Source organism: Aquidulcibacter sp., assembly GCF_020253525.1.
In the GTDB taxonomy this organism is placed as follows: Bacteria; Pseudomonadota; Alphaproteobacteria; order Caulobacterales; family Aquidulcibacteraceae; genus Aquidulcibacter.
This window is the reverse complement of the sequence record NZ_JADCBK010000067.1, coordinates 1-15,043: the sequence shown is the minus strand read 5'-3', so window position 1 is coordinate 15,043 and position 15,043 is coordinate 1. Positions and strand designations below refer to the sequence as shown.

Here is a 15,043-nt window from a genome sequence, read left to right as displayed (position 1 = left end):
TTTAATAAACGTGCAAAACGCCGTTCTCAGCCATCTTAATGGGCCGTTGGTGACAGCGTTCGCGTGCCTCTATGCCAGGGTCGCGCCCTATGACTGACTTTGGCAAAGCGCCCGAAACTAAAGTGGCACCTCAATTTGTCGCGACAGATTATGCGCGCATTCTTGTGGTGGATGACGACCCTATCTTGCGCGAATTTGCGGGCGTCTATCTATCTAGCCCAACCATGGAAGTTGAAGTGGCCGAGGATGGCCGCGCGGCCCTCGAGCGCCTGAAGAAAGGCGGGATCGACATTGCGCTGGTCGATCTGGAAATGCCCATCATGGATGGCTTTGAGCTGATTGCCGCCGTCCGCGCTGAACCCAGCCTTGAAGATCTGCCTATTGTGGTCATTACTGGCCGCGAAGATATGGAAGCGATCGACCGCGCCTATGGCACGGGGGCAACCTCGTTTGCGATTAAGCCGCTCAACTGGCGCTTGGTAAGCCACCAATTATCCTATGTGCTGCGCAACAGCCGTGCCGATGCCAAACAACGTCAAGGCCGCCGCTTGGCAGAACAAGCTGATGGCCTGAAAACCAATATTTTGCGCTTGATGCGGCATGAATTTAACACGCCCTTCAATGTGATCTTGGGCTTTGGCCGTCTGATCGAGAGCCATAGTGATAATGCCGCCATTCAAGGCCATGCCCGTCAAATCTTGATGGCGGCTGAGAAGTTTAAGCGCATGCATGATCAATTGATGGAATCGGCTCGCATTCTGTCTGGCGATATTGAAGTCACCAAGAAGGTGTTTTCCGTAGCAGATTTGATTAAGGCTGCGGCGCGCGAAGCTTTGCGGGCGGGCGGCAAGTCTACGGACCTTAAACTAGCCGACCGGACGGGGAATTGCGAAATCACCGGCGATTACGACTTGCTGTTGACGGCTTTGCGCAATCTTATCGAAAACGCCTTTGCCCACGGCCAAGCGCCGATCCATGTTATCGGACAAAGAACCGCCACGGGCCGTGTGGCGATCCGCGTCTGTGATGCAGGCCAAGGCATGGACCAAACCAGCTTCGCGCTGGCGATACAGGCCTTCAAGCAAGGTCATTCTGCCCTACACCGCACAGAGGATGGCCTGGGGCTGGGCTTAGCCACTGCTGTTGGCAGCTTGAAGGCTGTTGGCGGTGAAATACATCTTGTCAGTGGTGAAGATGTCGGCTTTGGTATTGAGATGGAATTCCCGCTCGAATTAGACTGACTATTCGGGCCTGATTAGAATTCACCCTCACCGAACCCAATCATGGTTTTTGAATACTTACGAATACTGGCCGCATCTGTGCGTCCAGTTTAATGTCATGTTTAACTTGCAGGCCTACAAGCAAACTAACAGCAGTAGGCATGCAAAATGTTTGACCGACTACGCGACAAAAAATCACGGCGGGGAAACATTTCACTGGTCGGTGCTTTGGCACTGGTGCCATTGAGTTATGCTGTGCTGTGCGGCGTCGAAATGGCTGGGATCGCCAAAAGCAAAGCAAACTTGCAAGCTGCCGTCGATGCAGGGGCTTTGGCGGGTGCCGGTGAACTCAGCGTTTCTACCCGTGGCGATGATGGTATTCGCAGCACGGCCATTGCCCTCGCCGCCAATGCCATCAGCGGCATGACCGACACCACCCAACCCAGTTTCACCGTCGAGATTGATCGCCAAGCTGGCACCGTCCGCGTGACTGGCCGGGCGCAGTTTCAATCGATGTTTTCGGGCTTGGTAACAAGCAATGCACCGCTCGTGGCCACCTCTACGGCGGAATCCTTGAGTAAAACGCCACTCTGCGTGCTGCAAATCGATCAGACCGCTGCGATTGGGGCGAATGTAAAGGATCGGGCCATCATTCGGGCACCGGGCTGTTTGGTTCAATCCAATTCCGGAATCTCAGTTGTCAATTTGGCACGCATTGAAGCCGGTGTTGTCCAAGCAGTTAAGTCTGCGACAGGCATGATTACGCCCGCGGCAAGTGTTGGAGCTCTTCCGATTGAGGATCCGTTTCAGACACTTGACCTTAATCCCCCCTCCGGCTGCTTAACGAGCGCAGAGAGCATCCAGTATAGCGGCAACGAAACCGTTAGCCTGCCACCTGGTGTGCATTGCGAACAAATCTCGATCAATGGCAATGCCAAAATGATCTTGGAGCCCGGCGAGCATTATTTCAAAGGCGAGATGGAGTTCAATGGCAATGCCACGCTGAAAGGCGATGATGTTGTCTTGATCTTTGACACCAACCGCGCCTTCTCGTTTGGTCAAAATTCCACTGTTAACCTCACAGCGCGCAAGACAGGTCCTTTAGCAGGGTTTCTGATTGCAACAGGTCGCACCAATACCAAACGCTTCACGATTTCATCGAACAAGGTTCGTGAATTGCTCGGAACCATCTATATCCCCGGTAGCGAGCTTTACATCTCGGCAGCTGGCAATGTGGCCCAAGACTCAGCTTGGAGCGTGATCGTCGCCAAGTCTTTGACCTTGGACAAAAACCCTGTCTTGGTGATCAATAAGAATTATGTCGGCTCGGGCGTGCCCGTCCCGCAAGGGGTTGGCCCATCGGCAAGCACGCCGCGGCTGGCGCAATAATCAGCCAAAGTTTGAAGCGCCAGCCATGGCCCCCATCCGGCTGGAAATGGCGTGAAACTCTGCCACTGTTTCATGAATGATCTCACGAGCCGTCTTGATCTCATCAATCAGGCCTGAGGTTTGGCCTGCGAGGCCGACAGCGGCCTCCATATCGCCGCCAAAATAAAGGTCGAGTATGCCTTTGAACGTATCAGGCGGCATCACGCCTGCCTCGTAGATGGCAGCCGTCCTCTGGGTTTTAAGTGCGCGAATACAGGGGCTTGCCTTCTTATTGAGGACATAGGTCCCCGTCTCTTTGGCATCGAGTATGGCTTGCTTATAATTGTGGTGCACGGGGCTCTCGGCACAGCTGACAAAGCGCGTGCCCATTTGGATAGCTTCAGCCCCCAACGCGAAAGCCGCAGCCATGCCCTTGCCGTCACAAATGCCCCCTGCCGCCACCAAAGGCACATCGGTGACACGCCGGATCGCCTGCAACAGCACCAGGGTGGAGACTTCCTCAGGGTTCTTAAACCCGCCACCTTCAGCCCCTTCGACCACCAGACCATCAATGCCAGCTTCCACGCATTTCAGCGCCGCATCGACTGTGGGGACCGCGTGATAGACGACAATGCCGGCTGCCTTCAGGGGCGCGATGAATTTGGCGGGGCTGCCAGCTGAAGTGGTGACAAATTTCACCCCCGATTCACAAATGAACTGCAAAATCGCGTCATTTTTCAAGAACATGATCGGAAGATTGACGCCAAAAGGTGCTTTGGTCAGGTCCTTCATTTTCAAGATTTCGGCTTGGCAGTTTTCTGTTTCACCCGAAGATGTTTCGATAATCCCCAGACCACCTGCCTCACAAACAGCCGAGGCCAATTGCGAACGGGCGATCCAGCCCATGGGGGCTTGGATGATGGGGTATTTTGCGCCGGTATGGGCCAAAAAGCGGTTCATCTGGATTTCCTTCTCAAGAGAGGGTTTAACGGCCGGGCCGATAGCTGCGCGTAGTTTGGCCAGCCAAGTCACCCCGATTGAACAAGACCGGCTTGGTCTTCATTTCAACAAAGAGTTCGCCCTGATCGGCAAAATGGGGCGAGGCCTTATCCAAAGTCGCCGAGCCATATTGGTGGATGCTGCGCGAGGATAGATTACCTTCCTTGTCCCAACTGACGAACATGATGAACGTATCGCCACCATTGGCCGTCAATGTCCCGTCCTTTTGGGTTTCCCCATAGACCGCGCGATAGACGTCGGGGCCCCCGTCAATCGGCAAGTCCAGCTTGCCGCGCCGATAGCGATTGACCTCGCCCCAGCTGGGGTCCAACCGCCCGAAATGGGTTTTGAGTTGGGTGATGGCGGCATCGAGAGCTGGCCGCAGGGGTGGCAGTGGCTCACCATTTTCCGCTGCACGCCCAATCGGCTGGCCCATCAGCACCGCTAAAGCCGCGCCGCGATTATTCCGATCGGTTCGCCTATCCCAGGCTTTCAGAATTTTCTGCGCTTCCGCCAAATCGGGATTGCCCGTGGCATCATAGGTCAAAACCTCGCGGATCAGGCCAGCCAAAATGCTTTTATCGCTAAAGGCCAAATCATATTTATAGGCCTCAAACTCTTCCGCCGAGATGGACTTGTCACGGGCATAGGTTTCTAAAACACGATAGGCGCGATTGGTCATATTGGTCTGCAAGCCCAAATGCGCGCCTAAATTTTCGGGGCGGATGTTGTCTGGGCCATCGGTTGCAACCAGTGGGGTATTATTGGAATTGAACACCAAACCCGATTGCGGGTTCCACAGCTGGGGCAGCTTGTCGAAGGCCACCCTGCCCTGCCACAACAAATCGCTGCGGTCGCCCGGCAAAATTCCCTGCCAATCCACACCATCCTTGCGGATGGGGAATTGGCCATTCGACAAATAGCCGATATTGCCGGCCTTATCGGCATAGATGAAATTGATACTGGGCAGGGTCTGCATCGCCATAGCCGCCCGCCATTCTGTGAGGTTTCTGGCCTTATTGATTGCCATATATTGATTGGGCTGGCGCAGCTCATTCTGCCCCGCATAACTGACGGCAAAGACGCCATGATCGGTTTCAAGTGCCGGGCCATGCACAGACCACAAAAGATCGCGCTTTACCGTCCACAGGATCGGCCCCCAGACCTTGACCCGGAATCTGGCGACCTTCTTTTCAAAGGCCACCCATTTACCGTCTAACAGATAGTGGCCGGGCTTTTTGGGGTCAGTGGTCAGGCGATAGACGTCAGCCAGATCAGGCTTATTGACCGTGCTGGCCCAACCCAGATTGGCATTATGGCCGTGCAGCATGAAGGGGGAACCCGGGAAGAAGCCACCCGCAATATGCCAGCCTTCCCCGCTTTCAAGGACGGCCTCATACCACGCCACCATACCGTCATAAGGCTGGTGGGAATTGACCAGAAGGCGGGTTGCGCCATCGGTGGAGCGCTTGGGCGCAATCGCAATACCATTAGACCCCTTTGGCGGGGCTTTATCCGGCCCTGTCGCAGGCTCTAAGATCGATTTGAAAACCTTATCCAGCCCGTAAAAGAACGGCCCACGAAAGACGGTGCCTGCCGCGACATCCTTGCCAGATAGCGGCAGAAGCCCTGCGGGCACTCTGGCAGGGTTTTGCGCGGCATAGAGATTAATCCCATCGGCATAGGCCTGCATGATCGCGCGGGTCTCTGGATTAATCTCGCGCTCATAGCCTGCATGCACATTGTCCCAGACTTTCAGCAATTGCACCAAATAATCGCCAATGGCCGCATCCTTGCCCTTGGTCTCGCTCATCGTGCCGCGCGTGGTCAGCACCGCTTCGGAAATGGTAGCAAAATCATCTTCTGAATGGGCATAGCCCATGCCAAAGGCGACATCGACGTCGCGCGGCCCAGAAATATGAGGCACACCAAATTTATCGCGCTCAATCAAAGCATTATAGGCCTTGGCCTTTTCCAAATAGGGCGCAGGATTGATGCTCTCCGGGAAAAGGGCCAGCCGTACACCGGCCGCATAGGCCCCGCCGACTAGGATAAGGACTAATAGACCAGCCCACAGGCCAATCTTGCCGCGTCTTTGCATGATGTTGCCCCCGTGAGCGCTTATGAAGCCGCGCCCTTGGCCCATCTTGGTAACGCAATTGCGGGCAAAGTCTATGGGGGCGAGGCGATGGTCCGATGCCCGCCTGCGATTTTTCGCGACAAGTCCGCCCGTGTGGTTTAGCTAAGGTCAAAATCATAATTTGCGGAGAAAACACCATGAGCGACACCCAACTCCACGGCCTTGAATTGCGGTCCACTGTGACGTCGGAGGGCAAATTAGTCCTCAATCTTGAGCCGGTTACGATGGATGAACCCGGCCCCGATGAAGTGATTGTTCAAGTTGAGGCTTCGCCCATCAATCCGTCTGACTTGGGGCTTTTGCTTGGGCCGGCGGACATGGCGACCCTAGAGGCCAGTGGCACGGCCGACCGGCCGATCCTGACCGCAACCATTCCCCCTGCCCGCATGGGCATGATGAAGCCGCGCTTGGATGCGTCTATGGCTGTCGGCAATGAAGGCGCAGGCACGGTGGTGCGCGCTGGGGCGAATGCGACCGGGTTACTTGGCAAAAAAGTCGGCATGTTCGGCGGCTCCATGTATGCCACCTACCGGAAGATCCTCGCGCGCGATTGCTCGCCGCTTCCTGATGGCGCAACCGCGGCTGATGGGGCCTCGATGTTTGTAAACCCGCTGACAGCCCTTGCTATGGTCGAGACAATGAAACGCGAAGGCCATGTCGCCCTCGTCCATACCGCTGCAGCGTCTAACCTTGGGCAGATGCTGAACAAGATTTGCCTCGCCGACGGCGTGCCCTTGGTCAATATTGTCCGCAGCGCTGAACAGGCGAAAATTCTGAAAGATATTGGCGCGAAATATGTGGTGGATTCAACGTCTGACACCTTCCAAGCCGATCTGACCGATGCGGTGACCGAGACCAAAGCCACCCTCGCCTTTGACGCAATCGGCGGTGGGCGCCTCGCCAATTCAATTCTGCATGCGATGGAGGCCGCAGCCAATCGCAATGCCAAGGAATATAGCCGCTATGGCTCGTCCACCTTCAAGCAAGTCTATATTTATGGCGGCCTCGACCTGCGCCCCACCGAATTAGATCGCGGTTTTGGTCTATCTTGGAGTGTGAGCGGCTTCCTCTTGACGCCCTTCTTGCAGAAGATTGGCCTCGAAGCGGCCCTCGGTTTGCGCCAACGTGTGGCGCGTGAGCTGACGACAACTTTTGCCAGCCATTATACCTCGACCCTGTCCTTGGCCGAGGCGTTGCATCCAGACCATGTCCGCGCCTATGCCCGCAAGGCAACGGGCGAAAAATACCTGATCAATCCGAGCCTTTAGGCTTAAATCCTAGGCCTTAGGTGGGGCGGTGCTCGCGCGGACAACCAGCGAGCCCGTCACCAAATAGGGTTCATCGCTTTGCGAGGTTGCTTGATGGATCAGAAGCTCTACCGCCTTAGAGAAGGTCGCCGCAATGGGTTGATCCACGGCCGTCAATTGCGGCGTGGTGAAGCGCACGACGGGGGTATTGTCAAAGCTAATCACCGATAAGTCGTGCGGGATGGAAAGATTGCGCTCATTGGCAATATCCAAAGTCGCTAAGGCCATTTGGTCATTGCTGGCGATAATGGCGGTTGGCGCAGGATTTAGGTCCAACAATGCCGCGGCGGCTGCCCGCCCACTCTCATAGCTAAAGTCTCCCGGCACACATAGGCCAACATCTGAGAGGCCCGCTTGCGCCATTGCTTGCCGCCAGCCATCGACGCGCCAATGCGACAAATTATAGTCCGGGGCACCGGCAATAAAGCCGATCCGCTTATGGCCAAGATCAATCAAATGCTGGGTAGCTTGCGCTGCCGAGGCCGCATCGCCCATATGAATGGCAAAGCCACTGCCTGGCGTCAAAGAGCCGATGCGGGCAAAGGGAATAGCGCGCCGCTCCAGCAAATTGGTGATTAGGGGGTTTTCAGAGTGCGGCGGCGTGAGAATGATGCCATCGGGCTGAAGTGCCGCGATCGTACCGCTCAGTTCGCGCTCCACATGGTCATTATGGGTGTCGACAAGCTCAAAAATCATGCGATAGCCATGCTCTGCGCAGGTCAACATGCCCCCCAGCAGCATTTGGTCAACCCAGTCTGCCCCACGCCGCGCCCGCCATTCGGCAATCGTCCGCTCGCGGTCATTGATGACCAGAATGAGGTAAGAGCGCGAACCACTCATGCGCTGAGCGGCAATTGAGGGCACATAATGCAGCTTCTCAATCGAAGCTTGCACCCGCGCCTTCATTTCTGGGCGCACATTGGGCTCATTATTGATGACACGGCTAACTGTCTGCAACGAGACACCCGCATCAGCGGCAACATGGGAGATGGTGACCGATTGATTGCGACGGCCCATAACCTACCCCTTCAACCCCTGACACCAACATGTGCGGGCAAACTGTGCGGCTTCCAAAGGTGGTGAGTTAGACTCAAGGCGCATAAAAACTACTTTCGGTGGAACAGTCATGACCTTGATATCCCGCCACAAATTCCGAAAAAAAGCTTAAAGGCTTAACCATGAACAATCAAAGGATATAACAAACTTACACAGCAATTTGATTACTCTCGATTAGCTTAGATCGTCGTTGCTTTGGTCCCAATACAAAGTCAATCGATTGCATGTTTAAACTGGGCCAAGGCTTGAAACTGGATGAAAAAAGCGAGCCTTGAGAGATAGCTCAAGGCTCGCTTCAGGTGGATAGATTAGAACTCTACCCGTGCCATCACGGTGAAGCGGCGGTCGTTGCGGAAGGCCGAACGCGTCACACGTGTGCCCTTAAAGTCGATCACCTGACTGGTCTGGGTGACTTCGTCGAGCAGGTTCACACCCTGGATGCCAAACTTAACGCGGGGGCTCCAGGTATAAAAGATCGAGCCGTCAAGCTGGCCTGTCTCCTCGCCGTAAATGGGCGAGAAGGGGAAGATGACATCGCGCGGGGTTTGCAGGAATTCCGACCGCCAATTATAGGCCAAACGCATCGCAATCGGGCCCTTTTCATAGAAGCCGACCGCATTGATCGTATGTTCGGAAACACCGGCCAAAGGCGTAGAACCCGCAAACGGGCTCTGTTCGGCCCCGAGGTTTGAGTTGCTAAAGTCGCCTGCATCCACATAGGTGTAAGTGAATTGCGCACCCAAGCCGCTCAACAAGCCCGGCAGGAAGTCATAGGTCTGTTGATAGGACAGCTCGACCCCTTTCAGGATACCCCCATCGCTATTGACCGGACCATTGACGAGGATGTCGCCATTAACCCCTTTGGGACTGGTGAAGCGGCGAACCGAAGCCCCGCCATTCACAATACCTTGGATGTCCTTCATGAAGGCTGAAACCGAGACATAGCCCACTTTGGCAAAATACCATTCATAGGACAGGTCGTAATTCCAAGACTCGATGGGGCGCAACAAACGGTTACCCGTCCCGATTTGGAAGAGCGGCCCAGTTTCCAAGGTGCCACCGGCTTTCAGGTTGGCCGTATTGTCGGAAATACCCCCGCCCGTGGCAAAGGCGTTCAAGTCAGGCCGCGAAATCCCTTTCGAAATCGCCATCCGGACCAACATGCCATTGCCAAAGTCGGCTTTGGCATTGAAGCTTGGCAAGACATGGTCAAACTTGATGTCGGCGCTGTCATCCAGCTTTTCACCGGTAAAGAAGGACCCAAAGGCCGCCAAACGTGTCGCCGATAGGCCGCAATAGCCCGGTGCAACTTGGCCCGCCTGAACCGCATTACAGGCTCTTTGCAGCTCTGCAACGCTCACAATGCCATCGCCATTACCGCCGACATTGACGCCATTGACGATGTTCACCGCATCAAAGAATTCGCCGGTCGGCAGCTGGATCGAACCGCCGCTTTGCACCGTGGTCTGCACATAGCGCAGGCCAAAATTGCCGTTGATCTTAAGATTGCTGGAATATTCCTTGCCAAAATCCACGCGGAGGAAGGCAGCAGAAGTCAATTCTTCCACGTCTGAAATTTCACCGGGCGTCCAAGGACCGCCAAGCACATTGTTAGACCGTGCAGAGATTGGGAACCACGCATTTGGGGTCAAAGTGTAAGCGGTGATCGCGCTGGCCTGTTTGCGGATTTCCCCGCTCAGATAGTCGCGTACCGTATTGTCGCCCCCAAAGAAGAAGGCAGAACCATCGCCCAAAGGCACGGGCACATTGCCGCGCTGGAAGTTGTCGCCAAACGGATTGCGAATGGCCGACGAGCCTGGGAAGTCCTTGGCATACGCACCACCGCAGCCAAAGGCTTGGAAGTCGCCGCAATTCCAATTGCCACCACGACCGGTCCAAGGTGCACCCAAATTGCCCCAATTGGAGAAGTTGGCATTGCGGGTGATGCGCGAACGATCACTCCAACGCGCGCCAAAGCGGACGCCTTTGAAGAAGCCATCTTCCTTCAAATCATATTCGCCATCGAGACGAACGCTCGTCATCTCGCCTTCATTATAGACTTGGTTGTCCAACAAGAACCAATAGAAGGTCTTGGACGGGTCTGTGAAATAGCTGGCGGGCGAGTTGGGTGATCCAGGTTGCAGGAACTGCACCAAGGGCGTGTCGCCCGTATTGTCGATATAGACATCGCTATAGGTCTGCATCGCCGAGATGAAGCCATTCTCGGTGCGGTCTGAGCCAATATGTTGAAGCTCGAAGTTAAAGCGCATGCGGTCAGTCGGATTGAACTTCAAAGTGAAGGACACATCTTCGGTCGAGGCAGCATCTTCGCGCTGGAAGCGCAAAAGTTCAGTTGGGATACCACGCCCGCCGGTAAAGGGCTGAAGCTGGGTCAAAGTACCTTTCGCAAACTGGTTGCCGGCAAAGGTCGCAGTGGTGCCCGGTGCCACAACGGGGAACAAGGCATCGTCATTGACCAGAGCCAAGGCCGAAAATTCTTCTAGTGTCGCTTCGGTGGTTGCCTTCAGATATTCCAGCGTGGCCAACCAGCGCTTGTCATTGCTTTCCCATTGCCCAACGATCGAGATCGCATCACGGTCCCGCGTCAGATCGGTTGTGCGCACGCCTGCGCCCTTTGGCACAAAGACAGCGTTTGCAGGTGGGAAGTTGGACGCATTAAAGGCTTGGCCGCCGCTGAAACCGCCAGAACCGACAGCACGCACGCGGATACAGGCCGAAGTCAGCGACGCATCGCGATAGCACGGGTCGGTGATTTGCGAGGCATCGGTCTTGGTCACCAATTGCGATTGGGCATAAGCCAATTGCACGCCAAAGGTACCGACGTCGGTCTCATAGGTGTTGGACGCCAAGAAAGAGAAGCCAGGCGACCACTTTTCGGCCATATCGCCATAATTGCTCTCAATCGTGCCCGCAAAGCGTGGGCCCTTTTTATCAAGCGGTTTGCGGGTAACCAGATTGACGGTGCCGGAGATGCCGCCATCAATCATGTCGGCGGTGGCGTTTTTGAAGACTTCGACCCGGCCCAACAGTTCTGGCGAAACGTCATTAAAGGAAAGCTCGCGGCCACCATTTGCCGAGAAAATGTCGCGGCCATTCAACTCAGAGCGCACATAAGGCAGACCGCGAATGATGACGCCCGACCCTTCGACCGAAAAACGGTCTGGGTCGTTGCGCTGTTCAAAGCGCGAAATATTGATGCCGGGAATACGCTGCAGCGCTTCTGCCACCGAACGATCTGGCAAAGCGCCAATATCTTCGGCGGTCACCACATCGACAAAGGTATCGAGGTTGCGCTTAATCGATTGCGCATTTTGCAGCGAACGGCGGAAGCCGGTGACCACGATAACTTCGGCTGGTGCCTCAGCTTCTTGGGTTGCAGGGGGTGTGGTCTCGGCTGGCGTGGCGGGCGCTGCTGCCGTCTGTGCGAAAGCAGGCTGCGAAACCAGCGCCAGAAGGGCGAGACTGGATGCGGTAGTCAAAGCGGTAAACCGCCGAGACCGAGACGTGGCTGTGCCTGCGTTGAGTTGATAGGCCAAATTTTCCTCCCCTGACTCCCTTCTTTTTTGAAGGAAGCTAATCATCTTGCGTGAGGCGTAACCGAAATTGAGAGCGTTCACAAGAAAAAATGAACGTTCACATTTGCGTCATCCGTGCTAGATGGCAAGAAAATACAGTTAAGATGACTCAGGGGGTGACGAGACATGGCAATTGAGACAATCGTAATCGTAGGTGGTGGCACGGCGGGCTGGATGGCAGCGGCTGCTTTGTCGCGCTTGCGTGCGGGCAGGCCTGTCAATGTCCTTGTGATCGAATCAGAACAAATCGGCACGGTCGGCGTCGGCGAAGCCACCATCCCACCCTTCCTTGATTTCAACCGCTTGCTGGAAATTGACGAGCGCGAGATGTTGTCTGCCGTCCAAGGCAGCTTCAAGCTCGGCATTCAATTCGTCAATTGGGGAAAGATTGGCGATAGCTACATCCATCCGTTTGGCAATTATGGCTATCAAGTCGACGGCGTGTCCTTCCACCATATTTGGCACAAGTTTAAAGAGGCAGGCGATAAAAGGCCGATCCAGATCTTCAATATTGAGACCATGGCGGCCCATCATGGCCGCTTTGCCCGTACCGAAGATTATCAGCGCGACGATCTGCCCCCGATCAATTACGCCTATCACCTCGACGCAGGCCGCTATGCCAAATATTTGCGTGCCTATGCCGAAAAGCGCGGCGCGATCCGGATTGAAGGCAAGGTCAATGATGTCGCGTTGGATGGCGAAACGGGCTTTGTCACCTCCGTCACCATGGATAATGGCGTTGTCATTGATGGCGATTTATTCGTCGATTGCTCAGGCTTCCGCGGCCTGTTGATCGAGCAGGCGCTGAAGACGGGCTATGAGGATTGGTCAAACTTCCTGCCCTGCAACCGCGCTGTGGCCCTGCCCTGTAAGCGCGACGATGGCAGTCCGCCCCCACCCTATACACGCGCCACCGCCCATCGCGCGGGCTGGCAATGGCAAGTGCCTCTCCAGCACCGCAATGGCAATGGCCATGTCTATTGCAGCGACTTTATGAGTGATGATGAGGCGCTCGACATTTTGGTCAATAATATCGCAGGCAAACCCCAGGCAGAGCCCAATTTCCTGCGCTTTGTCACTGGTCGGCGGAAGAAGTTTTGGAACAAAAATGTCGTGGCCTTGGGCCTTGCCGCGGGCTTTATGGAGCCCTTGGAATCAACCTCCATCCATTTGATCAATACCGGCATCAATAAGCTGATCGCCCTTCTTTCGCTTGATGGCATCACCCAAGCGCAAGAGGATGCGTTTAACCGCCTGACCGGCAAGGAATATGCCCGTATCCGCGACTTCTTGATCTTGCATTATAATGCCACCACCCGCGACGACAGCCCGTTCTGGAATTATTGCCGCAACATGGTTGTGCCCGATAGCCTGACCGAAAAGACCGACCTCTTCCGCCTTAATGGTCAGATTTTCCGCGAGGATGACGAGCTTTTTACCGAAACCAGCTGGGCGGCGGTGATGATGGGCCAAGGCATCACCATGCAGGGCCATAATGCGATGGCCGACGCGCTCTTGAGCCCCAAGACCAGCGATGAATTACGCGGGATCGAGCAATCCATCCAATTCGTCGTCCAACATATGCCCAGCCATAAGGACTATCTGCAACGCTATTGCCCGGCCCCGATGTAGGGGACTATGCGCACGCACTCCCCTCTCTCCTTGGGAGAGGGGAGTGCCAAAGCCCTCATTCAAAACCGGCAGGCCGTCTCGCCGCCATCATCAACCAGCGTGACCGCGGAGATCGACATTTCAAAGCTGCCGCTCGATTGGATCGAGACGGGCATGCTGGCGGGGCTGGCCTTTTTGAAGCAGGAGAGTGGCAGAATTGCACGCATCCAGCCTTTTTGTTCGGCATGTGCCAAGGACGCGGTGATATCGATCTCATCGCGGCAATTGGGTCCGCAACCCATCGACAAAGTCACAGGACCATTTGGGCGCGTGCCGACTTGATAGTCGATCTGGATCGCGCGACCTTTGGCCAAGGCGGCAGGGTTCAGCCCCGCAGAGGCTTCAAAGCCGAATGAGCCGCCTGCTTTCCAGCGAATGGTGCGGGCATCTTCCTGCGCATTGCGGTCCATGGCGACCACTTCGACGGCGCCGTCAGCGCTTTTGCCTTTCGCGCCAGCCAAAGTCAGGCGTTGGCCCTTGCCATCGGCGGCCACCATCGTGAAGGGGGCGATGCTTTGACCCCTGGCAAAGATCGCGACGTCATTTTCTGCATTGGGCTGGCTCAGGGCACAGCCTTCATCCAGCTGTGTCCAAGCGGCTGGGGCACCATAGGTCAAGCCAAAGCCATAGGAGAACAAAGGCTTATAATTGGCGTCACCCAGATTAAGGGCATAGGCGTCACAGGCGTTCGGCCAAGAGAAGGACAATTTACCCTTAAAGTCGTTTTGGACTTTGCCGTCCTTGGTCTTTAACAAAACATCGGCAACCCCACCGCCTTCGCTGCCGGGCAGCCAAGCTGCCACAAAAGCATCCGCAGCATTGAGTTCCTTATTCACCCACAAAGGACGGCCAGTCAGGAAGACGGCCACAACCGGGATTTGTTCGGCTTGGAACTTCTTCAGCAAAGCCAAAGGCTTGGCATCGCCATAGGTTAGGTTTTTGATATCGCCCATGAATTCGGCATAAGGCCTTTCCCCAAATACCACGATGGCGACGTCGGGTTTTTGGCTATAGCTGCCATCGACCGAGAGAATAGCTTTACCGCCAGCAGCCTCGGCCTGTTTGGCAATGCCGGCAAAGATGGATTCAGCACCAGGGAAGTCGGCATTGGTCAAATCGCCACCACCCTGCCAGGAGATGGTCCAGCCACCGGATTGCTTGGCGATATTGTCTGCCCCCTCGCCTGCTACCAGAATGGTCTTGCTGGGATTGATCGGCAAAACGCCGTCATTCTTTAACAACACAAGCGATTCTTGCACGGCTTTGCGGGCAACAGCCCGATGCTCTGGCGCGCCCAACACCTCAAACTTACCGCCCAGTTTGCGGGCCGAAGGTGCCGGCAGATCAAACAGGCCATAGCGCATTTTGACACGCAAGATCCGGCGAACGGCATCATCCAAGCGCGTTTGCGAGATTTTGCCACTCTCAACTGCGGCCTTCGTATTGGTCAAAAGCGCCTTCCAGTCCTCAGGCACCATGAAGATATCAAGGCCGGCATTGATCGAGTCTGGGCAGTCCTTATTGGTACAGCCCGGGATACGCCCATGGCCGTTCCAGTCACCTACGACCAGCCCGTCAAAACCCATTTCGACCTTCAATAATTCGGTCAGATAGGATTTGCTGCCATGCATCTTCTGGCCATTGATGCTGCTGAAGGAAGCCATCACCGTCTGCGCGCCGGATTTT

10 protein-coding genes are annotated in these 15,043 nt (G+C 55.4%); 5 read left to right on the top strand and 5 right to left on the bottom strand.

Going from position 1 to position 15,043, the window contains the following annotated elements; translation table 11 throughout:
* The first annotated feature begins 89 nt into the window (after nt 1-89).
* Both IOB61_RS09060 and IOB61_RS09055 read left to right on the top strand, forming a co-directional pair.
* Nucleotides 90-1,241, top strand: a complete 1,152-nt coding sequence (locus IOB61_RS09060; RefSeq protein WP_290815356.1) for a hybrid sensor histidine kinase/response regulator — start codon at nt 90-92, stop codon at nt 1,239-1,241.
* 147 nt (nt 1,242-1,388) lie between these two features.
* A complete protein-coding gene (locus IOB61_RS09055) occupies nt 1,389-2,609 on the top strand; it encodes a pilus assembly protein TadG-related protein (RefSeq protein ID WP_290815353.1) in 1,221 nt (406 codons plus the stop codon).
* Here the strand turns inward: IOB61_RS09055 and IOB61_RS09050 are convergent, their stop codons facing one another.
* Together IOB61_RS09050 and IOB61_RS09045 are read right to left on the bottom strand one after the other, a co-directional pair.
* The gene (locus tag IOB61_RS09050) at nt 2,610-3,548 is read right to left on the bottom strand and encodes a nitronate monooxygenase family protein (RefSeq protein ID WP_290815350.1); all 939 of its coding nucleotides are present in this window, start codon (nt 3,546-3,548) and stop codon (nt 2,610-2,612) included.
* A gap of 25 nt (nt 3,549-3,573) precedes the next feature.
* A complete protein-coding gene (locus IOB61_RS09045) occupies nt 3,574-5,688 on the bottom strand; it encodes an acylase (protein ID WP_290815346.1) in 2,115 nt (704 codons plus the stop codon).
* A 12-nt stretch (nt 5,689-5,700) separates the two neighbouring features.
* Here IOB61_RS09045 and IOB61_RS09040 point away from each other — a divergent pair, with 12 nt between their 5' ends.
* The gene (locus IOB61_RS09040; protein WP_290815343.1) at nt 5,701-5,829 is read left to right on the top strand and encodes a hypothetical protein; all 129 of its coding nucleotides are present in this window, start codon (nt 5,701-5,703) and stop codon (nt 5,827-5,829) included.
* A 35-nt stretch (nt 5,830-5,864) separates the two neighbouring features.
* Entirely contained in the window at nt 5,865-6,995 is a 1,131-nt protein-coding gene (locus IOB61_RS09035; protein WP_290815340.1) for a zinc-binding dehydrogenase, read from the top strand.
* A 9-nt stretch (nt 6,996-7,004) separates the two neighbouring features.
* Here IOB61_RS09035 and IOB61_RS09030 read toward each other — a convergent pair whose 3' ends face one another.
* A complete protein-coding gene (locus IOB61_RS09030) occupies nt 7,005-8,051 on the bottom strand; it encodes a LacI family DNA-binding transcriptional regulator (protein WP_290815337.1) in 1,047 nt (348 codons plus the stop codon).
* A 347-nt stretch (nt 8,052-8,398) separates the two neighbouring features.
* Complete coding sequence (locus IOB61_RS09025; RefSeq protein WP_290815334.1) at nt 8,399-11,647, bottom strand: TonB-dependent receptor; 3,249 nt, start codon at nt 11,645-11,647, stop codon at nt 8,399-8,401.
* Between the two features lie 165 nt (nt 11,648-11,812).
* Between IOB61_RS09025 and IOB61_RS09020 the strand changes: the two genes are divergently transcribed.
* Nucleotides 11,813-13,318, top strand: a complete 1,506-nt coding sequence (locus tag IOB61_RS09020; RefSeq protein WP_290815331.1) for a tryptophan halogenase family protein — start codon at nt 11,813-11,815, stop codon at nt 13,316-13,318.
* A 59-nt stretch (nt 13,319-13,377) separates the two neighbouring features.
* Here the strand turns inward: IOB61_RS09020 and IOB61_RS09015 are convergent.
* The coding region (locus tag IOB61_RS09015) for a glycoside hydrolase family 3 C-terminal domain-containing protein (protein ID WP_290815328.1) at nt 13,378-15,043 on the bottom strand (1,666 nt) is incomplete at its 5' end.